General features: G+C 67.6%; 19 protein-coding genes. 6 read left to right on the forward strand and 13 right to left on the reverse strand.

Annotation, left to right across the window (positions count from 1 at the left end; all coding sequences use genetic code 11):
• Positions 1-330 precede the first annotated feature (330 nt).
• Complete coding sequence (locus TSB10GB4_RS05985) at positions 331-2,196, forward strand: GGDEF domain-containing protein (RefSeq protein WP_186394968.1); 1,866 nt, start codon at positions 331-333, stop codon at positions 2,194-2,196.
• A gap of 10 nt (positions 2,197-2,206) precedes the next feature.
• On the opposite strand, the gene nadC is transcribed toward TSB10GB4_RS05985, so the two are convergent.
• The 3 genes from nadC to nadA all read right to left on the reverse strand — a co-directional run bounded on the left by nadC (position 2,207) and on the right by nadA (position 5,881).
• Positions 2,207-3,076, reverse strand: coding sequence for a carboxylating nicotinate-nucleotide diphosphorylase (gene nadC, locus TSB10GB4_RS05990; RefSeq protein ID WP_186394969.1), 870 nt, complete (start codon positions 3,074-3,076; stop codon positions 2,207-2,209).
• On the reverse strand, positions 3,076-4,701 hold the full coding sequence (locus TSB10GB4_RS05995; protein WP_186394970.1) for an L-aspartate oxidase: 1,626 nt from the start codon (positions 4,699-4,701) through the stop codon (positions 3,076-3,078). The genes nadC and TSB10GB4_RS05995 overlap by 1 nt, the downstream gene beginning before the upstream one ends.
• A gap of 124 nt (positions 4,702-4,825) precedes the next feature.
• Positions 4,826-5,881 (reverse strand): quinolinate synthase NadA, encoded by a 1,056-nt coding sequence (gene nadA, locus TSB10GB4_RS06000; RefSeq protein WP_244296512.1) that lies wholly within the window; start codon positions 5,879-5,881, stop codon positions 4,826-4,828.
• Positions 5,882-6,474: 593 nt separating this feature from the next.
• On the opposite strand from nadA, the gene TSB10GB4_RS06005 reads away from it, so the two are divergent.
• Positions 6,475-7,716, forward strand: a complete 1,242-nt coding sequence (locus TSB10GB4_RS06005; RefSeq protein ID WP_186394972.1) for an MFS transporter — start codon at positions 6,475-6,477, stop codon at positions 7,714-7,716.
• An 81-nt stretch (positions 7,717-7,797) separates the two neighbouring features.
• Here TSB10GB4_RS06005 and glyS read toward each other — a convergent pair whose 3' ends face one another.
• The 4 genes from glyS to TSB10GB4_RS06025 form a co-directional block, all read right to left on the reverse strand.
• The gene (gene glyS / locus TSB10GB4_RS06010) at positions 7,798-9,864 is read right to left on the reverse strand and encodes a glycine--tRNA ligase subunit beta (protein ID WP_186394973.1); all 2,067 of its coding nucleotides are present in this window, start codon (positions 9,862-9,864) and stop codon (positions 7,798-7,800) included.
• Between the two features lie 129 nt (positions 9,865-9,993).
• The gene (locus TSB10GB4_RS06015; RefSeq protein WP_244296505.1) at positions 9,994-11,937 is read right to left on the reverse strand and encodes a DUF2207 domain-containing protein; all 1,944 of its coding nucleotides are present in this window, start codon (positions 11,935-11,937) and stop codon (positions 9,994-9,996) included.
• Between the two features lie 13 nt (positions 11,938-11,950).
• A complete protein-coding gene (locus TSB10GB4_RS06020; protein WP_186394974.1) occupies positions 11,951-12,508 on the reverse strand; it encodes a LemA family protein in 558 nt (185 codons plus the stop codon).
• A gap of 131 nt (positions 12,509-12,639) precedes the next feature.
• The gene (locus TSB10GB4_RS06025; protein ID WP_186394991.1) at positions 12,640-13,560 is read right to left on the reverse strand and encodes a glycine--tRNA ligase subunit alpha; all 921 of its coding nucleotides are present in this window, start codon (positions 13,558-13,560) and stop codon (positions 12,640-12,642) included.
• A 569-nt stretch (positions 13,561-14,129) separates the two neighbouring features.
• Between TSB10GB4_RS06025 and TSB10GB4_RS06030 the strand changes: the two genes are divergently transcribed.
• Positions 14,130-14,513 (forward strand): hypothetical protein, encoded by a 384-nt coding sequence (locus tag TSB10GB4_RS06030; RefSeq protein WP_186394975.1) that lies wholly within the window; start codon positions 14,130-14,132, stop codon positions 14,511-14,513.
• 88 nt (positions 14,514-14,601) lie between these two features.
• Here the strand turns inward: TSB10GB4_RS06030 and TSB10GB4_RS06035 are convergent, their stop codons facing one another.
• The 3 genes from TSB10GB4_RS06035 to TSB10GB4_RS06045 form a co-directional block, all read right to left on the reverse strand.
• The gene (locus TSB10GB4_RS06035; protein ID WP_186386929.1) at positions 14,602-14,787 is read right to left on the reverse strand and encodes a hypothetical protein; all 186 of its coding nucleotides are present in this window, start codon (positions 14,785-14,787) and stop codon (positions 14,602-14,604) included.
• A 16-nt stretch (positions 14,788-14,803) separates the two neighbouring features.
• Entirely contained in the window at positions 14,804-15,655 is an 852-nt protein-coding gene (locus TSB10GB4_RS06040; RefSeq protein WP_186394976.1) for a S49 family peptidase, read from the reverse strand.
• Between the two features lie 87 nt (positions 15,656-15,742).
• A complete protein-coding gene (locus tag TSB10GB4_RS06045; protein ID WP_244296509.1) occupies positions 15,743-16,792 on the reverse strand; it encodes a uracil-DNA glycosylase family protein in 1,050 nt (349 codons plus the stop codon).
• A gap of 128 nt (positions 16,793-16,920) precedes the next feature.
• Between TSB10GB4_RS06045 and TSB10GB4_RS06050 the strand changes: the two genes are divergently transcribed.
• Positions 16,921-18,600, forward strand: coding sequence for an electron transfer flavoprotein-ubiquinone oxidoreductase (locus TSB10GB4_RS06050; protein WP_186394977.1), 1,680 nt, complete (start codon positions 16,921-16,923; stop codon positions 18,598-18,600).
• Between the two features lie 37 nt (positions 18,601-18,637).
• On the opposite strand, the gene TSB10GB4_RS06055 is transcribed toward TSB10GB4_RS06050, so the two are convergent.
• From TSB10GB4_RS06055 to TSB10GB4_RS06065, 3 genes are all read right to left on the reverse strand, one after another.
• The gene (locus TSB10GB4_RS06055; RefSeq protein ID WP_186394978.1) at positions 18,638-19,195 is read right to left on the reverse strand and encodes a flavodoxin domain-containing protein; all 558 of its coding nucleotides are present in this window, start codon (positions 19,193-19,195) and stop codon (positions 18,638-18,640) included.
• Positions 19,196-19,307: 112 nt separating this feature from the next.
• A complete protein-coding gene (locus TSB10GB4_RS06060; RefSeq protein WP_186394979.1) occupies positions 19,308-21,611 on the reverse strand; it encodes an NADP-dependent malic enzyme in 2,304 nt (767 codons plus the stop codon).
• 58 nt (positions 21,612-21,669) lie between these two features.
• Complete coding sequence (locus TSB10GB4_RS06065; protein WP_186394980.1) at positions 21,670-22,350, reverse strand: ceramidase domain-containing protein; 681 nt, start codon at positions 22,348-22,350, stop codon at positions 21,670-21,672.
• A gap of 142 nt (positions 22,351-22,492) precedes the next feature.
• Between TSB10GB4_RS06065 and moaB the strand changes: the two genes are divergently transcribed.
• Together moaB and TSB10GB4_RS06075 are read left to right on the forward strand one after the other, a co-directional pair.
• Complete coding sequence (moaB, locus tag TSB10GB4_RS06070) at positions 22,493-23,050, forward strand: molybdenum cofactor biosynthesis protein B (protein ID WP_186394981.1); 558 nt, start codon at positions 22,493-22,495, stop codon at positions 23,048-23,050.
• A 119-nt stretch (positions 23,051-23,169) separates the two neighbouring features.
• Entirely contained in the window at positions 23,170-24,138 is a 969-nt protein-coding gene (locus TSB10GB4_RS06075) for an MBL fold metallo-hydrolase (protein ID WP_186394982.1), read from the forward strand.
• Positions 24,139-24,726: the final 588 nt, after the last annotated feature.

A 24,726-nucleotide genomic window follows, 5' to 3' on the forward strand; every position in this document is an offset into this window, starting at 1 on the left:
TGCCTTAAGTCGTTTTCCAGTTCCGGCGCGCCAGCGCATTGACCGCAATTCTATTCAATTGATCGATTTCCGGGAGAGGGCGGTTTCATGTTTCTCCTGTATGCACGCGCACAGCTTTCCGCAGTCATATCGTCATCCTCCACATGCAAACTGGACAGGCGTCAGTCTGAGTCGTCCTCCCTCCGTGACGGGCTGATGGCCCGCACGGTTCTGCGCGAGGCGATCGCGCCGGCGTCCTCCGGCGACGGGGGCACGAACCGTGAGGTCATCCGAAAACCTTTGGAAGACGGCCAGCGAGCAAGGGCAACCGGAATGGCAGGGGTAACCGGAATGAAAGACACAGCCGAAGGGATCGCCGGCAACCGGCGCACCGGTCCCAGCCTGCCGCTCTTCATGACGCAGGCCGAGGCCGCGCTCGACTACGCCTTCCAGCCGATCATCGACATCCATTCGGGCGAGGTCTACGGCTACGAGGCCCTGCTGAGGCAGGTCGAGAAGCTCGGCTTCCGCGCCCCCCGCGACGTTTTCGATCATGCGGCCGACATCGGATGCCTCGCCGAAATCGAGACGCTGTTGCGGCGCAAGGCGATCGCCAAATTCTCCCGCATGCGCGTTTCGGACAAGACCAAGCTGTTCCTCAACATCGACGCGAGGAATATCGCCGCGATCGACGAGATGCTCGAAGCGACCGTCTCGGCGGCCAGGGTCTACGGCCTTTCACCCGGCAACATCTGCCTGGAAATCCCGGAGATCCACGAACGGCTGGCTCAGGACGGTCTGCGCAGCCTCGTCGGCAAGGCGCGCGATCGCGGCTTCGGGATCGCGCTCGACGATTTCGGCCAAGGCTATTCGCAGCTTCGGGTGCTGTACCAGTACGAGCCGGGCATCCTCAAGATCGACCGCTTCTTCATAACCGCCCTGCAGAACGACGCGCGCAAGCGGCTGTTCGTGTCGAGCGTCGTGGAACTGGCGCATGTGCTCGGCATCCGCGTCGTCGCGGAAGGCGTCGAGACACCGTCCGAGTTGCGCGCCTGCCGGGATGTCGGCTGCGATCTTGTTCAGGGGTATGTGATCGCCCGCCCGTTCACCGACCTTGCCGAGGCCCGTTCGATCTATGCCGTTCCCACGGACCGCCCGCACCGCGCCGACATGCGCAAGTCCGTCGACCGGGACTTCCTCGAACGGGAGATGGTCAGGCTCGAGGCGATCATTGAGACCGGCAGCGTCGCGCAGGCGCTGGAGATCTTCCAGGCCAATCCCCAGCAGACGGTGCTGCCGGTGGTCAATTCGGCCGGCGAGCCGCGCGGGCTGATCCGCGAACCGGACCTCAAGAGCTTCCTCTATCTCTCCTTCGGCCGGGACCTCCTGCTCAATCCGACGATCGACAACCACCTGCGCCGCTTCATCCGCCCCTGCGCGGTAGCGGACATCAACGCGCCGCTCGACCGTCTCGTGGATCTCGGTTCGGACGACTTCTCCGACGGGCTGCTGGTGACGCGCGGCGGACGCTATGCCGGGTGCCTGCTCGCCGGTTCGCTGCTGAAGATTTCCAACGAGGTTCGCCTGCAGATCGCCCAGGACCAGAATCCGCTGACCAAGCTGCCCGGCAATTCGGCGATTTCCGACTATGTCTCGCGCGCCTGTGCCGACCCGTCCCGCGACCGCGCCTTCTGCTATGTCGACTTCGACAATTTCAAGCCGTTCAACGACGCCTATGGCTTTCGCATCGGCGACCGGGCACTGATCCTGTTTTCGGAGTTGATGAAGCGCCGGCTCGACACGCTGCGCGCCTTTATCGGCCATGTCGGCGGCGACGACTATTTCGTCGGGCTGGAGGAATGGTCGCCGGATCGCACCCTTCGTCTGATGGCGGATCTGCGCGGCGAATTCGCCCGCAATGTCGAGAGCCTCTACAGTCCCGAACACCGGCGGCAGGGCTATATCCAGGCCGAAGACCGCAAGGGACGGTCGCAGACCTATCCGCTGCTGACCTGCTCCATCGCCATCCTGCACATCCCGACCGGGCTTTCGATCGAGAATCTCGACCTGCTGAGCAATCACATCGCCCGGCTCAAGCACCGGGCAAAGGCCGAGCCCGGCGGCGTCACTGTTGCCAGCTTCGGCGCCGACGGCGAGGATCGCTCCTCCAGCGAGGCCCTTCACAGGATGGCCGACAGGCTGCGCGAGGCGCTGTAATCCGCGCGGTTCAGCCGATCTCGATGTCGAGCCCCAGGTCGAGCACCGGCGCGGAATGCGTGATCCAGCCGACCGAGATCAGATCGACGCCGGTTTCGGCAATCGCGGCGACAGTGTCGAGGGTCACCCCGCCCGAGGCTTCCAGCACCACACGTCCGCCGGCGATGGCGACCGCCTCGCGCAGCGTTTCGGGGGGCATGTTGTCGAGCATCACCACGTCGGGACGCGCCTGAAGCGCCTCGCGCAACTGGTCGAGCGTGTCGACCTCCACCTCGATCCGCACGAGATGCCCGGCGAAACGCCGCGACGCCTCGATGGCGTCCCGCACCCCGCCGGCGACCGCGATGTGGTTGTCCTTGATCAGGATCGCATCATCCAGCCCGAAGCGGTGATTGGCGCCGCCGCCGCAGCGCACCGCGTATTTCTCGAAAGCCCTGAGACCCGGCGTCGTCTTGCGGGTGCAGACGATGTGCGCCTTCGTGTGGGCGATGCGGTCGGCGAACGCGGCTGTTGCCGTCGCCACGCCGGACAGGTGGCCGAGATAGTTCAGCGCCACCCGCTCGGCCGACAGCATGCCGCGCGCAGGTCCCGACACCCGCATCACGACATCCCCCGGCTCCAGTCGGTCGCCATCGCGGGCGAGCCGCTCCACCTCGATCGACGGATCGCTGAGACGGAAGGCGGCGGCGGCAAGATCCAGGCCGGACAGGCGGCCGGGACGGCGGGCGGCGATGACCGCCCTTGCGCCGGTCTCGGGTGACAGCGTCGCCTGGGCAGTGATGTCGCCCGCCCTGCCCCAGTCCTCCAGCAGCGCCGCCCGCACGGCATCCTCCACCATCAGGGCAGGCAGAACCGGCAGGTTGGTCGCGGTGCCCGCCATCAGCCCTCTCCCCCGGCCGGCAGCGCGGCGACGGCCTTGCGGCCGATCTCGCTCTCCGCCGCCTCGCGCACGACGGCCGCGACATCGCTCGCGGTCAGATAGGAGCGCCGGGCGAAGGCCGCATCCTCCTGCGGATAGTCGGCGCGGGAATGGCTGCCCCGGCTTTCCCGCCGCAGCAGCGCCGCCGCGGCGACCGTCTTGCCGGCGGTCATCATGTTGCGGATCGAGCGGCGGGTGCAGCGGGCCTCGAGCGCGTCGATCACGGCGAGTGCCGCCGTCAGGCCCTCGGCCGTGCGAACGACGCCGACCCCGTCGGCCATGGTCCGCCGCAGCAGGCTGATCGCCTCGCGCTCCACCTCGTTGCGCCGGCTCGGCTCCTGGATATGGTCGTCGATGCCGGGCCAGTGGGCGGTGCGCGGGTTGGGCATCTGGTTCTGGATGTCCTCGGCGACGCGCGCGGCAAAGACCACCGTCTCCAGCAGCGAGTTGGAGGCCAGCCGATTGGCGCCATGGGCACCGGTCGAGGCGACCTCGCCGGCCGCCCAGAGATTGTCCAACGAGGTGCGGCCGTTGGCGTCGGTCAGCACGCCGCCCATGTGATAATGCTCGGCCGGCGCCACCGGGATCGGCTGGCGGACGGGGTCGATACCCGCCTCAAGGCAGGCCGCATGCACGGTCGGGAAGCGGTCGGCGAAACTCTCGCCGATCGCCTGCCGGCAATCGAGAAAGGCCCCACGCCCGGCAAGGTTCTCGGCAAAAACCGCCCGGGCGACCACGTCGCGCGGCGCCAGATCCTTCAGGGGAACCTCCGCCATGAAGCGGCGGCCGTCGGCATTGATCAGCGTCGCGCCCTCGCCGCGCAGGGCCTCGGAGGCGAGCGGCGCCGGGTCGCGGCCGACATTGAGCGCGGTCGGATGAAACTGCACGAATTCGGCGTCGGCGATCACCGCCCCCGCATTGAGGGCCATGGCGAGGCCCTGGCCGTTGGCCTCCGGCGGGTTGGTCGTGACGGCGTAGAGATGGCCGATGCCGCCGGAGGCCAGCACCACCGCATGCGCGGGAAACGCCAGGCGCTCGCGGTCGCCGCGCCGACGGGCGAGCACGCCGGTGACGATGCGTCCCTCATGCTGAAGCTGTTCGCCGAGATAGCCCTCGACCACCCGGATCGACGGGGTCTTGCGCACCGCCGCCACCAGCGCGTCCATGATCGCCCGGCCGGCCATGTCGCCGCGCACGCGCACGATGCGGTTCATCGAGTGGGCGGCCTCGCGCGACAATTGCAGGCGGCCCTCCAGGTCCATGTCGAAGGGAACGCCATAGCCGAGCAGGTCGCGAACCCGGTCGCCGGCCTCCTCGGTCATCAGGCGGACGATCTTTTCCTCGCACAGCCCGCCGCCGACGGCGATCGTGTCGGCGGCATGGGCGGCGGCGCTGTCCTCGTCGGAGACGGCTGCGGCGATGCCGCCCTGCGCCCAGGCGGAGGACGCGCCTTCGCCGATGGGCGAGGCGGAGAGGATGGTGACCGGGCGCGGCGCCAGTTTCAGGGCGCAGAACAGGCCGGTCAGGCCGCCGCCGAGAATGACGACATCGTCGATATGGGAAGTCACGGGACGTGGCGACGTCATGAATTTCGTCCGGAAGGCCGGCTGCCGGGCGGCAGCCGGAGGAACGACGGTCGGGGCGGGCCGCCACGCGGCGCTGCCGGACGCCAAGCGCCCGGCATCGGCTCAGTTGCCGTTCGACCGGCGATCAGCTCTTGAGGTTGATCATCCGCTCGACCGCACGGCGTGCGCGGGTGGCAACCTGCGGATCGACCGTGACCTCATCCCGCATTTCCAGCAGGCAGTCGAGGATCTTCGACAGGGTGATGCGCTTCATGTGCGGGCACAGGTTGCAAGGCCGCACATAATCGACACCCGGCGTCTCCGAGGCAATGTTGTCGGCCATCGAGCACTCGGTGACCAGCATCACCTTCTCCGGCCGGTTGGTCTTGACCCAGTCGATCATGCCGGCGGTGGAGCCGGTGAAATCGGCCTCGTCGACCACCTCCGGCGGGCATTCCGGATGGGCGATGATCTTCACGCTCGGCTCGATCTCGCGATATTCGCGCAGCTCCGCCGCTGTGAAGCGCTCATGCACCTCGCAGGCACCGGCCCAGGTCAGGATCTCGACATCGGTCTGCCGCGCGACGTTGGCCGCCAGATACTGGTCGGGGATCAGCAGCACGCGCGGCGCGCCGAGGCTCTCCACCACCTGCACCGCATTGGCCGAGGTGCAGCAGATGTCGCATTCGGCCTTCACGTCGGCCGAGGTATTGACATAGGTGACGATCGGCACGCCCGGGTGCTTTTCGCGCAAGGCCCGCACATCGGCGGCAGTGATCGACTCGGCCAGCGAGCAGCCGGCCTTCATGTCCGGGATCAGCACCGTCTTGTCCGGATTGAGGATCTTCGCCGTCTCGGCCATGAAATGGACGCCGCACTGGACGATCACCTCCGCGTCGGTCTTCGCCGCCTCCTTCGCCAGCGCCAGGCTGTCGCCGACGATGTCGGAGACGCCGTGGAAGATCTCCGGCGTCATATAGTTGTGGGCGAGGATGACGGCGTTGCGCTCCTTCTTGAGGCGGTTGATCTCATGGATCACCGGCGCCAGCACCGGCCACTCGATCTCGGGGATCAGGTGCCGGACCTTCTCATAGATCGGCGCGGTCGCCTCGGCGACTTCCGCAGTATAGGCAAGATGAGGACGCGGCAGCATCGAATAGCCGCTGGCCCTTGCGGGTGCGGCGGTCGAGCATCCGGACATGCTGCCGATATCGAGTGCGATGGTGGCCATGGCGACCTCCTGACTTCATCCGGGCTGCGGCACCGCCGCGACACCCGCCCCCTACCGAGCGGCCTGACATCCATTGGCCTTTCGGCCGGACGAATGTCGTTTTGCTCAACTTGAGCATAAACTGGTGTTTAAAAAACGCGGCCTTAGCCGACGCTTATGCTCTCTTGGCGCATATATAGGCGCGCCGGACGCGCTTGCCAACGCGTTTGTTGAAGAGAAGCCGGCTTTTTGTCGGACAAATCCGGAAAACCCATTTTCCGCAAAGACTTGCGGCACGGATGCGGCGATGGACCGAATTGTCGCAGCCGGGGCCGACAGGCTGCCGGCGACCATCCTCCGGACGGCAAACCGGGCGCGGAAGCCGGGAAAGGTCTCCGCCCCGAGGACCGGGACCCTGCAGACCTTGACTGCGGATCGCATCCGAGCGCCCCCAACTCATTCACGCCGTAAATGCAAAGCGCAAAGATCTTTCACTTTTCGACATGGGCGGCTTCCTCCATAGTCGCGATCAAACTGTCAGCCGGGCCCGGTCCAGCCGGGCCGCCGATCTCAGGCCCCCCGCCATGACGTCCCCCGTCTCCGCTCCGCTCCCCAAGGCGTCCATCAACCTGCCGCTGATCATCCTCTGCGGCTGCCTGATCGCCCTGCTCAGCTTCGGCCCGCGCTCCGCGCTCGGCCTGTTCCTCGCCCCGATGACCGAGGCGCGCGGCTGGTCGCGCGAGATCTTCGCGCTGGCGCTCGCCATCCAGAACCTCGTCTGGGGCGCGGCGCAGCCGGTCGCCGGCATGGTCGCCGACCGGTTCGGCACGGCGCGCACGCTCGCCTTCGGCGGCATTGTCTACACGCTCGGCCTCCTGCTGATGGCCCAGGCGGAGAGCCCCCTGCTGCTGCATGTCGCCGGCGGCGTGATGATCGGCCTCGGCGTCGCCTTTTCGTCCTTCTCGCTGGTGCTCGCGGCCTTCGGGCGCTCCGTCACGCCGCAGCGCCGCTCGCTCGCCTTCGGCATCGGCACGGCGGCCGGCTCCTTCGGCCAGTTCCTGTTCGCCCCGCTCTCCCAAGGCCTTATCGACGGGCTCGGCTGGCACGACAGCCTTTATGTGCTGGCCGGGCTGATGCTGCTGATCCCGTTCCTGGCCGTGGCGCTGAAGGGCAAGCCGGCCGCCTATGTGCCGGGCTCGGCCATTGCCGACCAGAAGCTCACCGAGGCGATTTCCGAGGCCTTCCGCACCCGCGGTTTCATCCTGCTGACCTTCGGTTTCTTCGTCTGCGGCTTCCACGTTGCCTTCATCACCGTGCATCTGCCGCCCTATATCGCCGACCTTGGCCTCGACCCGAAATGGGGCGCCATTGCCATCGCACTGATCGGCCTGTGCAACGTCTTCGGGGCGCTTGCGGCGGGCTATATCGGCGGGCGCTGGTCGAAGCCCTATTTCCTGTCGCTGATCTATCTGGGCCGCGCCATTGCCATCACCCTGTTCCTGATGGCGCCGGCAACGCCGCTGAGCGTGCTGATCTTCGCCGGCACAATGGGCTTCCTGTGGCTCTCCACCGTGCCGCCGACCTCCGGCCTCGTCGCGGTGATGTTCGGCCCGCGCTACATGGCGACGCTGTTCGGCTTCGTGTTCTTCTCGCACCAGATCGGCTCGTTCCTCGGCGTCTGGCTCGGCGGCCGGCTCTACGACCAGACCGGCTCCTATGACGTGATCTGGTATCTCGGCATCGCGCTCGGCCTCTTCGCCGCCATCGTTCACTGGCCGATCAAGGAAGAGCCGGTCGCGCGGCTGGCCGGCGTACCCGCGCAGTAAAGCAGGCGGAAGCACCACGGCACACGAAAAGGGCGCGGGACCTGCCGGTTCCGCGCCCTTTCCGGTTTCGCAGCCGGCGTCCTAGCCGGCGATCTTGGAGAAGTCGGCGACCTCGCGGGTCGCCTCGCGGATCTCGGCGAGCAGCCGCAGCCGGTTGAGGCGCAGGTCCGCATCCTCGGCATTGACCAGGATGTCGTCGAAGAACCGGTCGACCGGCGCGCGCAGGCCCGCCAGCGCCGTCATCGCGCCGGCAAAGTCCTCGCGCGACAGCGCGGAGCGGATCTCGGCCCGCGCGGTGTCGATGGCCGCCGCCAGGGCGATCTCCGCCGGCTCGGCCAGGTGATCGGCATGCGGCGCGCCGGAAATGACAACGCCGTCCTTCTTCTCCTCGGCGCGCAGGATATTGGCCGCGCGCTTGCTGCCGGCCAGGAGGTTCGCCCCGTCCTCGGTGGCGAGGAACGCACCCAGCGCCTCGACCCGGCGCACCACCATCAACAGGTCGTCCTGCCCCTCCAGCGCGAAAACCGCGTCGATGAGGTCGTGACGGGCGCCCTGCTCGCGCAGATGCACTTTCAACCGGTCGGCGAAGAAGGACAGGAGGTCGCCGCCGGCCTCTGCCATCGCGGCATTCGCGCGGACAAGAAGCCTGGACAGCGACAGCCGCAGCCCGTTCTCCAGCACGATGCGGATGACGCCGAGCGCGGCGCGGCGCAGCGCGAAGGGATCCTTCGAGCCGGTCGGCTTCTCGTCGATGGCCCAGAAGCCGGTCAAGAGGTCGAGCTTGTCGGCGAGCGCCACGGCGACGGCGACCGGGTCGGTCGGCACCGCGTCGGACGGGCCTTGCGGCTTGTAATGCTCCTCGATGGCGCGGGCGACGGAGGCGTCCTCGCCCTGCCGCTCGGCATAGGTGCGGCCCATCTGGCCCTGCAGTTCGGGGAATTCGTAGACCATCTGCGTGGGCAGGTCGGCCTTGGCGAGACGGGCGGCGCGCGCGGCCTTTTCCACATCGGCTCCGACCAGCGGCGCGATCTCGCGCGCCAGCGCCTCGAGGCGGTTCACCCGCGCGCCCTGCGTGCCGAGCTTTTCGTGGAAGACGACGCTGTCCAGCTTCGGCAGCCGGCTTTCCAGTGGCGCCTTGAGGTCGGTTTCCCAGAAGAAGCGGGCATCCGACAGGCGGGCGCGGATCACCTTCTCGTTGCCGGCGATGATCGTCGCGCCGCCGTCCGAGGCAACGATGTTGGAGACGGCGACGAAGCGGTTCGACAGGCGGCCCGTTGCCGGGTCGCGCAGCACGAAGCACTTCTGGTTGGCGCGGATGGTCAGGCGGATGACCTCGTCGGGCAGGTCCAGGAACGCCTCGTCGAAGCTGCCGACCAGCACCACCGGCCATTCCACCAGGCCCGCCACTTCCTCCAGCAGGCCCTCGTCCTCGACCAGTTCCAGGCCCAGCGCCATGGCGCGGTTGCGCGCGTCGTTGACGATGATGTCCTTGCGCCGGTCGGCATCGAGCACGACCTTGGCCTTTTCCAGCTTGTCGGCATAGTCGTCCAGCCGCCGCACCTCGAAAGCGTCCGGCGACAGGAAGCGGTGGCCGCGCGTCGTGTTGGAGGAGACGATGCCGTCGATCTCGAAGGGCACCACCTCCGGCTCCTCGGTCTCCGGCCCGAAGGTCGCGACGATGGAGTGAAGCGGGCGCACCCAGCGAAGCTGCCCGGTGCCCCAGCGCATCGACTTCGGCCAGGGGAAATTGCGGATGATGCCGGGCATCGCCTCGGCGATGATTTCTGCGGTGGCGCGGCCGGGCTTTTCGATCACCGCGACATAGAAGTCGCCCTTCTTCGGATCGGAGACGATCTGCGCCTCGTCGATGGAGGCAAGCCCCGCGCCGCGCAGGAAGCCTTCCAGCGCCTTCTCCGGCGAGCCGACACGCGGGCCCTTGCGCTCCTCGCGGGTCGGCTTCGACCCCGCCGTCAGCCCGGCGATATGCAGCGTCAGCCGGCGCGGCGTCGAAAAGGCCTTGGCGCCCTCATAGGTGACACCCGCATCGACCAGCGCATTGGTCACCAGCGACTTCAGGTCCTCGGCCGCGCGGCGCTGCATGCGGGCGGGAATTTCCTCGCTGAAAAGCTCCAGGAGAAGATCGGGCATCGGGAGGTCTCGAATGGTTGCGCCGCCGGAACGCGGCGGCCAGGACTGTTGCGCGTCCGTTAGCAAGAGCGGGGGAAAAAGTCACCCCCCGCGCGAGCTGTCAGAGCATGGGCGGGGCATGGGCCGGGCCTACCAGCCGCCGCCGCCGCCACCGCCGCCGCCACCGCCCGAGAAGCCGCCACCGCCGCCGCCGGAGCTCGACGACTTCGGCGCCGGCAGCGAGGAGGTGAAGGTCGACGACATCGCCCCGACGCTCTTGCCGAGCGTGCCGGCGATGTTGCGCGTGTCGAAACTGCGCCCGGAATACCATTTCGGCGCATAGGAGGCCGCGACAGCCGCACCGGCGGCGGTGAGAAGCCAGGCCTCGAACGCCTTCGACCAGGGTTTCTCGACATCGAGGGCGACCGCATAGGGCAGCAGCGTCTCGAAATGCGAGGGGCTCATCTCCGGCGCGCCCTGCATGTTCATCCGGTCCTTCTCGGCGACCTGGAGATACATCTTCAGGCCCTCGATCTCGTCCATCACGCTGCGGCCGAGCGCCGTCGGCGCGCCGATCAGGAAGTAGAACAGGAAGTTCACCGCCAGCAGCGCCACGGCGATGAGCGCCAGCGGAGGGATGTCTCCCAGCGTCTGCAGCAGCAATGCGGAGACCGTCAGATGCCCCATGGTGATGATGGCGAAGACGATGAAGATGAAGGCGATGCGCACGGTCACCCCGCGCGAGCGGCGCATGCTCTGGCCGATATGGACGGCGAACAGGACGCCCATGAAGGTCACCATGAAGATCGGGACCATCAGGGCGACCTGGTCCTCTGTGAGGCTGCCGAAGACGAGAAGAACGAAGATGGTGATGACCGACAGGACCACGCCGGGGATCAGATAGGCGCTGTTGGCCTTGTAGTAGCGATTGCGGTTCTCGCCCTCGATGGCGCCGCGGAAGGCCTTGCCGAGCGACTGGACCGAGGTGCCGTTGGCCTTGGAGACGGTGAAGTCGCCGCCGCGCTTGTCGAGCCAGCGGGCGATCGCCTTCTCGCCGCTGGGCAGGTCGGCGTAGTTGCCGCGCGCCGCTGCCGGGCGGATCATCGTCAGGTCGCCGGCGAGGTCGTCCAGAACCAGCTTGCCCTTGACCGCCAGGCTGAGACAGGCGGCGGAGAGCGCCCGCCAGCCCTCGTCGCCGAAGCCCTTGCGCGCGATGTAGTTGGACAGGGCCGGCGAGATGCCCTCCGGTCCCTCGAAACGCGGAAAGATCACGCCTTTCGGCGGATCGCGGCCGACCTGCCACCAGGCCCAGAAATAATAGCCGAACACCAGCACCAGGCCGATGCCGCCAAGGATCTCGCCGAGATGATCCTGGAGAAAGTAGCCGAATTCCTGCTGCGCGGTCGGCGGCGCCACCACTCCCTTGGGCATCTCGACGACGACGGTCAGCCCCTCGTGCGGCGCCAGCGGCCGTGTCGCGACGAAGAGCACGCTGCCGCCGCCGTCCTCGACGCGGGCAGTGGCGTCCCGCCCGGTGGCGCCATAGGCGCCGGTATAGGCGGCGTAGTCCGAGACGGTCGCCCCGCTCGGCAGCACGACGCGCGCCACCGCGCGGTCGATCGGGAAGCCCCACTCGTTGCCGGTGGCGTTCCAATAGACCTCGTCATGGGTCTCGAAGAACCTGATCTGCCGGTCGGTGCGGTAGACGATGGTGTAGGTATAGATGCCCGGCTGCAGGAAAACATCCTCGTGGCCGATATAGATGCGCACACCGCTGCCGCCGCGGTTGACCGAATAGCCGTCCTCCTCGCCGTCGCGGGTCACCGAGACGAGATCGAACCCGGCCCGGGCGCGGCGCCCGTCCGCCGTCTCGAAGACGAGAGGAATGTCGCGATAGATGCCGCGGCGGATCTGATTGCCTTCGGCGCGAACCCGGATCGACTCGGTGACGGTCAGTTCGCCGTCCGGGGCGACCTCCACCGTGGCGTTGAAGGCGAGGATGCGTTCGTCGGCCCGCGCGGTCGCCGGCGCGAGCAGCAGGACCGCCAGGACCAGCGATGCGGCCAGGGCGGTCAGAACGGCGAGAGCGCGCATGGTCGCGGCGCCCTCAGAAGCTGACCTTGGGCACCGCCCGGTCGGCGGGATCCTCGATCTCGAAATACGGCTCCTGGGTGAAGCCGAAACGGCCGGCCACCAGGTTGGAGGGGAAGCTTTCGACCACCACGTTGAGGGCGCGCACCGCGCCGTTGTAGTAGCGGCGGGCCATCTGAAGGGTGTCCTCGACCTTCTCCAGCGAGGCCTGAAGCTCGCGGAAATTATCGCTCGCCTTCAGGTCCGGATAGGCCTCGGCGACGGCGAACAGCCGCCCCAGCGCCTGCGACAGCAGACCTTCCGCCTGCGCCCGGCCGGCGACGTCGTTGCGGTCGATGCCCGCCGCCCTCGCCCGCATCTCGGTGACCGCCTCCAGCGCCGCCCGCTCGTGCGTCGCGTAGCCCTTCACCGTCTCCACCAGATTGGGGATCAGGTCGGAGCGGCGCTTGAGCTGCACGTCGATGCCGCTCCAGCCCTCGCGCACCATCTGCCGCTTCCGCACCAGATCATTGTAGAGATAGACGAGATAAAGGCCGATCAGGACGATCAGGCCGAGCACGATCCAGGTAGCCATCAGGCGACACCCTCTCCGGTCACGATTGGCGCTTACGCTACTGCAAGCAGGCCGCAGTGGAAACCGCGACGACGCCGGGAGATGTGACGCGGGTCACGAGCTGAGTGTTTGTCTCCCCGTCCGGCCCGGTCTCACGCGGGAGCGTAGCCCACTCCGCCCGCTTCCGTCTCCAGGAAGGCGGCGCCGCAGGCCTTGGCGAGTTCGCGCACCCGCAGGATGTAGTTCTGCCGCTCGGTGACGGAGATCACGCCGCGCGCGTCCAGCAGGTTGAAGGCATGGCTCGCCTTGATGCACTGGTCATAGGCCGGCAGCACCATCTGATGGACGTTGGTCCTGGCGGCGGCGCCGGCGGCGAGAATGGCGCGGCATTCCCGTTCCGCGTCCTCGAAGTGGCGGAACAGCATGGCGGTGTCGGCATGCTCGAAATTGTGCCGGGAATATTCCTGCTCGGCCTGCAGGAAGACGTCGCCATAGGTCACCTTCTCGGCACCCTCGCGGCCGTTGTAGTTGAGGTCGTAGACGTTATCGACCCCCTGGATATACATGGCGAGGCGCTCCAGGCCATAGGTCAGCTCGCCGGCGACCGGCGCGCATTCGAAGCCCGCCACCTGCTGGAAGTAGGTGAACTGCGACACTTCCATGCCGTCGCACCAGCACTCCCAGCCGAGCCCCCAGGCGCCCAGGGTCGGGCTCTCCCAGTCGTCCTCGACGAAGCGCACGTCATGCAACGAGGGGTCGAGGCCGATGGCATAAAGAGAGCGCAGGTAAAGGTCCTGCAGGTTCTCCGGCGACGGCTTCATGATCACCTGGAACTGGTAGTAGTGCTGGAGCCGGTTCGGGTTCTCGCCATAGCGGCCGTCGGTCGGCCGGCGCGAGGGCTGCACATAGGCGGCCTTCCACGGGCGCGGGCCGAGCGAGCGCAGGGTCGTCGCCGGGTGGAACGTGCCGGCGCCGACTTCCATGTCGTAAGGCTGCAGCACGACGCAGCCCTGATCCGCCCAGAACCGCTGCAGCGTCAGGATCAGCCCCTGGAAGGAGTTCTCGGGCCGCATATGCGCCGGCACCGTGTCGCTCGTCATGTCCGTCGTCCTTGGTAGCACGGAAGGTCCGGGCGCGAGGCCCGCGCGACTGGTGCCATCAACACCCGGTGCCGTCAAGGTGCGGGAGTGCCTAGAGCCCTTTCGGCCAATTCGGAGCCATTCTGACGGAGCGATTTTGTGACAAGGTCAAGCAAAGACACGCAGGCCGTATCTGGATACGGACAAGGGGCTTTGCGCCGGAATTGGCGCAAAATCGCCCGTCCCGCAGGGCTTCCGATTGGCGGGCGCCCAACGCCGAACCGGTCTTGCCCGATGCGACGGCATCGCGCGGCGACCGTTTCGACGCCGGATCGCCGCTCCAATCGAGAAGCAGAATTGACTTCGAATTGGCCGAAAGGGCTTTAGGCCGCCGATCCGCCGGTTTCGCCCAAGGCTGCAAACTGTGTCCGGGGTCACATCGCCTCAGCTCCCGTTACGTCATTCTCATGGGGCGATGACGATAGAGGAGGAAGATAAATCCCGCGCCATCGAGGACCGGACGCCGGGGATGGTCCCCGGCCCGACACTCGGAGGATTGAATCATGTTGAAACTTCGCACTCTTGCAATGGCCGGCCTCGCCACCCTGGCGATCGCCCTGATGGCCACCGGCGACATGGCCCATGCCAAGAACAACAATGGACAGGGCGGCAAGTCGAGCGGATCCGATCCCTCGGGCGGCCGCGTGTGGAGCCACAAGGAACCCGCAGACGGCGTCATTCTCTGTGCCACGCGGAGCTGCATGAAATCGTCGCCCGCCGCCGCGGTGACGCATGTGCCCAACAATCCGAACGGGCGTCCGTACCGGCGGCCCATCGTCGAGAACGAGACCTGCAGCACGACGCGCTACGTCTATCCGAACGGCACGGTCATCGTGCAGTCGAGCTGCCCGCGCGCGGTGATGGGCGTCATCTCGACCCATCGCTAGGATCAGGCTTCGAAGCAGATGTCACACGCCTGAGAACGACCAGCAGGGGGCTGCGACCCGGTCGCGGCCCCTGTCGTTTGCCGTCCCGTCAGTCCTTGGGGCGGTAGCGCCCCGTCTCCGGATCCTGCTCCAGCGTCTTTGCCGGCAGTTCGCCGCCCGTCCGGCGGGCCGCCTCCGACACCCGGCGCTCGACACGGGCGATTTCGCGCCGCACCGCGCGTATCAGCAGATAGCCGCCAATGGCGAGGCCCGCCGCCGCGATCACATTGACCATCCCGTCCTCCCGATCCTCACAGTCCGAAGCGGGCCCAGAGCGCGCGCTGTTCCAGCGCGCCGATCGCCTCGTCCGCCCATCCCTGCGCCAGGCCGGCGCCGACCGCGACACCCACCCCCTGACGCCGCGCGAACAGCGAGCGCGGTGCCCCGATCAGCCGCATCCGCACGCTCTCGCCGAAGCGCTCGCGCAGCACCGACCGAATATCGCCGATGCGGTCGACAAGACCAAGGTCGCGCGACGTGGTACCGGTCCAGAACAGGCCGGAGAACAGGTCGGGCGTCTCGGACAGCACATCGCCGCGCCGCCTGCGGACCAGGGCGATGAAGCTCTCATGCACCTCCTGCTGGATCGCCTTGAGGTGCCGCACATCCTCCTCGCGCTCGGGGCGGAAGGGGTCGAGGATCGCCTTGTTCTCCCCGGCCGTGTGGACCCGGCGCTCGATGCCGAGACGGGCGATCGCCTCGGCGAAGCCGAAACTCGCCGAGACGACGCCGATCGAACCGACGATGGAACTCTCGTCGGCGATGATCTCGTCGCCGGCCAGGGCGAGCATGTAGCCGCCGGAGGCCGCCACGTCCTCGACGAAGACCAGCACCTCCTTCTTCTTCTCGCCGGCAAGCTGGCGGATGCGGTCATGGATCAGCCGCGACTGCACCGGCGAACCGCCCGGCGAATTGACCACCAGCGCCACCGCCGGCCCGTCGAAGGCGAACAGCTTGTCGATCAGCGGCGCGGCCGTTGCCAGCGACAGGCCCGGCCGCAGGGGCGAGGCCATCCCGATGGCACCTTGGAGGCGCAGCACCGGGACGGTGGTCGGGACATCGCCCCATTTTCCGGGAAGGTGCTTGCGGAGTCTGTCGAACAAGGGGTGTCCTCGGGCTCTGAGTGGTCTGGCTGAAATACCTGTGTCTTCGGCATATAGGTCTGCTGTGCGGCGATAAAAGAGCCGCCGTCAGGTGCCGGAGGCCTCGTCGAGAGCCGCCCGGATCGCCAGGAAATCGCGCCAGGCATAGCGCTTCTGCACCGGGCTGCGCAGCAGATAGGCCGGATGCAGCGTCGCTACGGCACGGATCGTCGCGCCTTGCGCGGCCGGTCCCAGCGGCAGGTCGAGCCAGCGGCCGCGCAGCCGCAGGATGCCGTCCTGCACGCCGGTCAGCGCCTTGGCGGAGGCTCCGCCCAGGAACACCAGCACCTTCGGCCGCACCAGCTCGATCTGGCGCAGCACGAAGGGCTTGCAGATCTCGGTTTCCTGCGGGCTCGGCGTGCGGTTGCCCGGCGGGCGCCAGGGCACGACATTGGTGATATAGACCTCGCCGCGCGCCAGGCCGATGGCCTCCAGCATCCGGTCGAGCAACTGGCCGGAACGCCCGACGAAAGGCAGACCGCGCGCGTCCTCCTCCCGCCCCGGCGCCTCGCCGACAAACATCACCCGCGCATTGGCCGGCCCGTCGGCGAAGACCAGCGACTTGGCGGTGAGCTTGAGGTTGCAGCCGTCGAAGCGGGACAGCGTCTCGCGCAGCGCGTCCAGCGTCGCCGCCGTGCGGGCGGCCTCGCGGGCGGCAACGACCACCTCGTCTCCCGGAACCACGGCGGCACCGGCCGCCATTGCACCTTGTGCGGGAGCTGCCGGCGCCCGCATCGGTGGCTGAGACTGGGGCGGCTGAGACTGGGGCGGCCGAGACTGGGGCGGCATCTGCCGCGCAGCGGACCCGGCAGTTGGGGCAGCCGGCATTCCGGCCGGCGCTGCGCGCGCGGCGGGCACCGTCTCGGACAGGGCGAAGGCGTCGGAGGGCTCCAGTTCCAGCCATCCGTCGGCGCCGGCAGAGATGTAGAAATCGAGCAGCGCCTCGAGCGCCGAGGAGACCTTGCGCTCGCCCTCGGCCACCGTCGCGGACGGGCCATCGTCGTGCCTGCGGTCTGTCGGGTCTGCGGGTTCCATGCGGCTGTTGTGCCGCATCGCTCCCGGCAGCGCAATCGTTCCCGCCTTGACGGCGAGCGACACGTTCGGAATATTCCTCTTACGTAAACGTCATATGACAGCCATTGGCTTATCGACATTGCGGCGCCTTTCGCGCTGCACTAAACAGAAAACGCTGAGACCGAGGCACGCGGCACGAGAGGGAGAGAGGCATGAGCGACACGGAGACGCTTGGCGAACGCGAAAGCATGGAATTCGACGTCGTCATCGTCGGCGCCGGACCGGCGGGACTGTCGGCGGCCATCCGGCTCAAGCAGATCGCCGAGGAGAAGGGCGAGGAGCTCTCCGTCGTCGTGCTGGAAAAGGGCTCCGAGGTCGGCGCCCACATCCTGTCGGGCGCGGTGGTCGATCCGATCGGCGTCGACAGGCTGCTGCCGGGCTGGCGCGAGGAGGCGGACACGCCGTTCAAGACGCCGGTGACCGCCGACCACTTCCTGGTGCTGGGTCCCGCGGGCTCCATGCGGCTGCCGAACATCATGATGCCGCCGTTGATGAACAATCACGGCAACTACATCGTCTCGCTCGGCAATGTCTGCCGCTGGCTCGCCGGCAAGGCGGAGGCGCTCGGCGTCGAGATCTATCCGGGCTTTGCCGCCGCCGAAGTGCTCTATGACGACACCGGCGCCGTGGTCGGCGTTGCCACCGGCGACATGGGCATCGGCCGCGACGGCAAGCCCAACGCCAATTTCACCCGCGGCATGGAGCTGCGCGGCAAATACGTCCTCATCGCCGAGGGCGTGCGCGGCTCGCTCGCCAAGGAGCTGATCGCCCGCTTCGACCTCGATGCGCATTCCGACGTGCCGAAATTCGGCATCGGCATCAAGGAACTGTGGCAGGTCGACCCGTCGAAGCACCGGCCCGGCCTCGTCCAGCACAGCTTCGGCTGGCCGCTCGACAACCGGACCGGCGGCGGCTCGTTCCTCTATCACCTTGAGGACAACCAGGTCGCGGTCGGCTTCGTCGTCCACCTCAATTACAAGAACCCCTACCTCGCCCCGTTCGAGGAGTTCCAGCGGTTCAAGACCCATCCGGCGATCCGCGAGACCTTCGAGGGCGGCAAGCGCATTTCCTATGGCGCGCGCGCCATCACCGAGGGCGGCTTCCAGTCGGTGCCCAAGCTCTCCTTCCCCGGCGGCCTGCTGATCGGCTGTTCCGCCGGCTTCGTCAACGTGCCCCGCATCAAGGGATCGCACAACGCGATGCTGTCCGGCATGCTGGCGGCGGAGGAGATCATGGCCGCGCTCGGCCGCGGCGAGGCGAATGCCGAGCTTACCGGCTACGACGCCGCCTGGCGCGCAAGCGAGATCGGCAAGGACCTGAAGAAGGTCCGCAACGTCAAGCCGCTGCTGTCGCGCTTCGGCACGCTGCTCGGCACCATGCTCGGCGGCTTCGACATGTGGACCAACGAGCTGTTCGGCATCTCCCTGTTCGGCACCGTCTCGCATGGCAAGCGGGATTCGGAGAGCCTGGAGCCGGCGGCCAAGCACCGCCTGATCGCCTATCCCAAGCCGGACGGCAAGGTGTCCTTCGACAAGCTCTCCTCGGTGTTCCTGTCGAACACCAATCACGAGGAAGACCAGCCGATCCACCTCAAGGTGAAGGACATGGCGCTGCAGAAGGCATCGGAGCACGATGTCTATGCCGGCCCGTCGAACCGCTACTGCCCGGCCGGCGTCTATGAGTGGATCGAGGAAGGCGAGGACGCCCCGCGCTTCCAGATCAACGCGCAGAACTGCGTCCACTGCAAGACCTGCGACATCAAGGACCCGAACCGGAACATCACCTGGACGGTGCCGGAAGGCGCGGGCGGCCCCAACTACCCGAACATGTAAGACCTCTTCGAGATCCGGTGCAGGCAGGGAGACGCCGTCAGGCGAACTCCCGGCCCGCCGCCAACGTCTCCTCGACGAAGCCGTCGATGAATGCGTCCAGCGCCGGCCAGTCGGTGAACTCCATCTCGCCGGACGGGTCCATCTCGACGCCCTTCTGCCGCAGGATGCGGTGGATCACCCAGCGCTTGAGAAACCCCATCTGCCGGTCGCGCACGGCGCCGGCGGCAAGATGCAGGCGCGTCGGCTCCCAGTCGAGATCGTCGAACATCACTTCTGCCGCCTCGCGGGCATTGTCGATGTCCTCCGCCTTTTGCGAGGAGGCGGACAGGCTGACGGAGACAAAGGCCGTCGGGACGCTCTCCAGCCGCGCCCGCTGCCGGCGGATGAAGTCAAGCATTTCGGGCTGATGCCGGCTGACATGCAGGGAGGCGGCGAGCACCGCCGCGTCGAAGGAGCCGAGCTCAAGCGAAGCCGCCGCCTTGGCGTCGACCAGCGTCACGCTGTGCCCCGCGCCCTTCAGCCTTGCGGCCACCCGCTCGGCAATCTTGCGGGTCTGTCCCTCGGTCGTGGCATAGACCACGAGGAAATGTGCCATTCCGTCCATCCTGCAGCGCCGCGTCAGACATGGCAGGATGCATCAGCCGGACGAAGCTTTCATGACGGAAGTCAACACGATCATGACAAAGCCGGCAAAGGAAATCGCGCCGTCAGGCGCGATTTCGCGTCAGCGCCTCCACCGCCGCGAAGGCGGACATGTTGACCACGCCGCGTGAGGTCACCGACGGCGTCAGGATATGCACCGGCTTGGCCGTTCCCAGCAGGATCGGGCCGACATGCAGGCTGTCCGTCATCACCTTCACCAGGTTGAGCGCGATATTGGCGGCATCAAGCGAGGGGAAGACCAAAAGGTTCGCCTCTCCGGTCAGCCGCGAATCCGGCATCACCCGGCCGCGCATGGCCAGCGACAGGGCGCTGTCGCCATGCATCTCGCCGTCGACTTCCAGGTCCGGCACCATCTCCTTGAGCAGGTCCAGAGCCGCGCGCATCTTGTCGGCCGAGGCCATGTCGCGCGAGCCGAAGTTCGAGGCGGACAGCAGCGCGGCACGCGGCGTGATGCCGAAGCGGCGGATTTCCTCGGCCGCCAGCATCGTCGTCTCGGCGATCTCGCGCGCCGAAGGATCGACCGTCACATAGGTGTCGGTGAAGAAGGTCGCGCCGTTCGAGTTGATCAGCAGCGACAGGGCGGAGAAGTCCTGCACGCCCGGCGCGTTGCCGATGATGCCGCGCACATCGGCCAGGTGCTTGGAGTAGCGCCCCTCCAGGCCGCAGATCAGCGCGTCGGCCTCGCCCCGGTGCAGCGCCAGCGCGCCGATCACCGTGGTGTTGGAGCGCACCATGGTGCGCGCGGCCTCCGGCGTGACGCCGCGCCGGCCGATCAGCGAGAACAGCGTGTCGACATAGTCGCGGTAGCGCGGATCGTCTTCCGGATTGGTGCATTCGAAGTCGCGGCCCGGCCGGATCTTCAGGCCGAAGCGCTCGCAGCGGCTCTCGATCACCGAGGGACGGCCGATCAGGATCGGCCGCGCCAGCCGGTCCTCCAGCAGCACCTGCGCGGCGCGCAGCACGCGCTCGTCCTCGCCGTTGGAATAGATGATCCGCGTCTCGCTGGCGCGCGCCGCCGCGATGATCGGCTTCATGATCAGGCCGGAGCGGAAGACGAAGCGGTTCAGCCGGTCGTGATAGGCGTCGAAATCCTCGATCGGGCGCACCGCGACGCCGGTCTCCATCGCCGCCCGCGCCACCGCCGGGGCGATGCGCAGGATCAGCCGCTGGTCGAAGGGCGAGGGGATCAGATATTTCGGGCCGAAGGTCTCGGAGACGCCGCCATAGGCGCGTGCGGCCACTTCCGAGGGCTCCTCGCGGGCGAGTTCGGCGATCGCGGCAACGGCGGCGAGCTTCATCTCCTCGTTGATCGTGGTGGCGCCGACATCCAGCGCGCCGCGGAAGATATAGGGGAAGCACAGGACGTTGTTGACCTGGTTCGGATAGTCCGAGCGGCCGGTGCACATCATCACGTCGTCGCGCACGGCGAGCGCGGCCTCCGGCATGATCTCCGGCTTGGGATTGGCCAGCGCCAGGATCAGCGGCCGTGCGGCCATCGCCGCGACCATCTCCGGCTTCAGCACGCCGGCGGCGGACAGGCCGAGGAAGACATCGGCGCCGGGGATCACCTCGGCCAGCGTGCGCGCGTCGGTCTCCTGCGCGAACAGCGCCTTCCACTCGTCCATCAGGGTCTCGCGGCCCTTGTAGACGACGCCCTCGATATCGGTGACGAAGATGTTCTCCCGCGAGGCGCCGAGCGAGACCAGCAGATTGAGGCAGGCGAGCGCCGCCGCCCCCGCGCCGGAGGCGACGATCTTGACCTTGGCGATGTCCTTGCCGGCAAGCTCCAGTGCGTTCTTGACGGCGGCGCCGACGATGATCGCCGTGCCGTGCTGGTCGTCATGGAAGACCGGAATGTTCATCCGCTCGCGCAACGCGCGCTCGATCATGAAACATTCAGGCGCCTTGATGTCCTCCAGGTTGATGCCGCCGAAGGTCGGCTCGAGCACGGCGACCGCGTCGACGAACTTGTCGACATCGAGCTCGTCCACCTCGATATCGAAGACATCGATGCCGGCAAACTTCTTGAACAGGACCGCCTTGCCCTCCATCACCGGCTTGGAGGCCAGCGGCCCGATATGGCCGAGCCCGAGCACCGCCGTGCCGTTGGAGACGACGCCGACGAGATTGGCGCGCGCGGTGTATTCGGCCGCAAGCGAGGGATCGCGGGCGATCTCCAGGCAGGGCGCGGCGACGCCGGGCGAATAGGCCAGCGCCAGGTCGCGCTGGTTGCCGAGCGGCTTGGTCGCCTGGATCTCCAGCTTTCCCGGGCGCGGATGGCGGTGATAGTAGAGCGCGGCCTCATCGAGATCGTTGGCGGGCAGGATATCGGTTTTTTTCTCGGTCATCGCGATCCACTTAAGGCTGGCAGGCGGCGGGTCCGCTGGCACATCCGGTCCGCGGCGGTCACCCGCCCCTCGCGCCCGCCGGCTCGGCGGCGCGGGCGAGCGGCGCGAACAGGACGAGGATGCGAATCAGCAGGTACAGGACCAGCGCGTTCAGGCAATGCCATACGAAATGCGTTCCCAAAGGGAAAGACGGGCAAAATGGGATATCGCTCATTCTGAAAGCAAGCGAAATCACGAAAACCGTGCCCGCAAGCGCCAGCGGCGCGCTGGCCGGCGGGCATCGCCGCGCTGCAAGGGCGGCAACGCCGAAGATGGCGAGCGCGGCCGGTGCATAGCCGGCGGAGGATCCGAGGATCCCGGAGAGCTGCGGCGCCACGCCGTAGCTGGCGGCGAGGAAGGCCAGCGTCGCCCCGATCGACCAGCCGAGGCCGAGACCGAGGATGCGCCGCATCGCCAGGAAGAAATAGGCGTAGATGAAGACCGCGATCGGCACCACGTCGGCCAGCGCCGACCAGCGATTGGCGAAGGTGTGGAACAGGAAGGAGCCGATGCCGACCACGGCGACCACAATGACCAGAAACAGCACGCCGGCATCGCCCGGCGCCCTGCGCCGCCACAGCAGCCAGGCGAAAAGGGCGGCGATCAGGAAGGCGCCGTTGGTCACCGCGTTGACCGGCTCGGCCCAGAATTCCGGTCCCAGCCGCTCGCAATAGGCATTGATCGGTCTCGTCCAGTCCATCGTCCGCTCCTCGTGCCGCCCCACCGGTCCCCTGCCAGTCGGTCCTCGCTGGCGCCCGAGTGTGACCCGCCCTATCCTTGCGGGCAAATAGCAACCATCGCCTCAGGGCAGGGCCCTGCGCTCCACGAGGATCATCATGCCGATGCATCGCATTGATGACAGCCGTCCCTTCGTTCCGCTCAACATCGCCGTCCTCACCGTCTCCGACACCCGCTCGCTGGAGGAGGACCGCTCCGGCGGCACGCTGGTCGCCCGGATCGAGGAGGCCGGCCACCGCCTGGCGGACCGCGCCATCGTCACCGACGACGTGGAGAAGATCCGCGCCGTGGTGAGCGCCTGGACCGCCTCGCCCGATGTCGACGTGGTGATCACCACCGGCGGCACCGGCTTCACCGGACGCGATGTCACGCCGGAGGCGATCGAGCCGCTGTTCGAGAAGAAGATGGACGGCTTTTCCGAGGTCTTCCACCGCATCTCCTACGACAAGATCGGCACCTCGACCATTCAGTCGCGGGCGACCGGCGGCGTCATCGACGCGACCTATGTCTTCGTGCTGCCCGGCTCGCCGGGCGCCTGCAAGGATGCCTGGGACGGCATCCTCAAGTGGCAGCTCGACTACCGGCACATGCCCTGCAACTTCGTCGAGATCATGCCTCGCCTCGACGAGCATCTGAAGCGCGGCAAGCTGCGCGAGGCGTGAGACGCGGGGCCGCGGATCCCCGCGTCCTCTTCACGGATGCGTGAGCGCCGCTTTCCGTCATGCCCGGCGGGCCTAAGTGCCGCTGGGGAGCCTTGGGATCAATGGGAGGGTTTACGGACATGATCGAACTCAGCCTCAACCGCAGGACGCTGCTGACCGGCGCCGCCGTCACCGCTCTTGCCGCCCCCGCCATCGTCTCCGGCAGCGTGCGCGTGCGCGCCGAAGCGCCGATGCTCGGCGCCGCCGGCCCCACCTTCAACCGCATCAAGCTCGGCGACTTCGAGGTCACCACCCTGCTGGACGCCGCGCGCGCCATGGACGGGCCGCATCCGATCTTCGGCGAGAATCAGGAGGCGGCGGCGGTCGCCGAACTGCTCGACGCGAACAACCTGCCGTCCGAGAAGATGGTCAACGGCTTCACGCCGGTTCTCGTCAACACCGGCGCGCAGCTCATCCTCTTCGACACCGGCCTCGGCGGCGATGCCGGCACGCTGACCGCCCAGCTTGCCGCGGCCGGCTACACGCCCGAGCAGGTCGACATCGTCGTGCTGACCCACATGCATCCCGATCACATCGGCGGGCTGATGACCGGCGATGCGCCGGCCTATCCGAACGCCCGCTATGTCGCCGGTCAGGCCGAATACGACTTCTGGTCCGCCGAGGAGCGCCTGTCCGGGCCGACCGAGCGCGTCGCAACGCTGGTGCGCTCCAACGTGACGCCATTCGCCGAGAAGATGACCTTCATCGGCGACGGCGGCGAGGTGGTTTCCGGCATCACCGGCATCGACACCGCCGGTCACACGCCGGGGCACCTCTCGTTCCATGTGGAGAGCGGCGGCAAGCGGCTGCTGATCTGGGGCGATGTGGCGAATCATTTCGTCGCCTCGATCCAGCGTCCTGACTGGCATGTCCGCTTCGACATGGACAAGGAGAAGGCGGCGGCGACCCGCAAGCGCGTCTTCGACATGGTCGCAGCCGACAGGATCCCGGTGACGGGCTATCACATGCCCTTCCCGGCGCTCGGCTATGTCCAGGCGAGCGGCGAGAGCTATCGCTGGCTGCCGGCCGCCTATCAGTTCGCTCTCTGAGCAGACGCTCGCCGGCGCCCTTCGCCACCCCCTTTGGCCCTCCCGGACGGCGCGCAGCGCTGATCCGGGACGGGCTGGGGGACAGGACCGGCGGAAATGATGCGCAGGCCGGTGCCTCACCCACAGGCTGTCGTCCCGGTTCCGGCGAAGCCGGAGACCGGGAACCAGTAACCACAGGTCGTGCGGACCGAGCCGTTGAGCCGCCCTCGGAAGACTGGAGGCGTCCGCTGTCGCGCGACCATATACCCCCGGCGGATACTGGACGCCCGTCTTCGCGGGCGTGACAGCCGTGGAATGGGATGAGCGCCTCCCGCCCCACGCACGACGCGCGCCCTGGGACGCCATCCGGCACACCGCCCTCTCTCCGCGTCCTCCCGGACGGCGCGCCGCGTCGAGCCGGGACGGGCTAGGGGGACAGGACCGGCGGAAATGATGCGCAGGCCGGTGCCTCGCCCACAGGCCGTCATCAACTCATATCGTTGAGGTGGTCTCTCGTTCTGGCGTTGAGGATGACGACGATCTTTCGCATGAGGGCTGTGAGGGCGACGATTGGCTTCTTTCCGTTTGCGATCAGCCTGTGGAAGACGG

Source organism: Stappia sp. TSB10GB4, from assembly GCF_900185745.1.
In the GTDB taxonomy this organism is placed as follows: domain Bacteria; phylum Pseudomonadota; class Alphaproteobacteria; order Rhizobiales; family Stappiaceae; genus Stappia.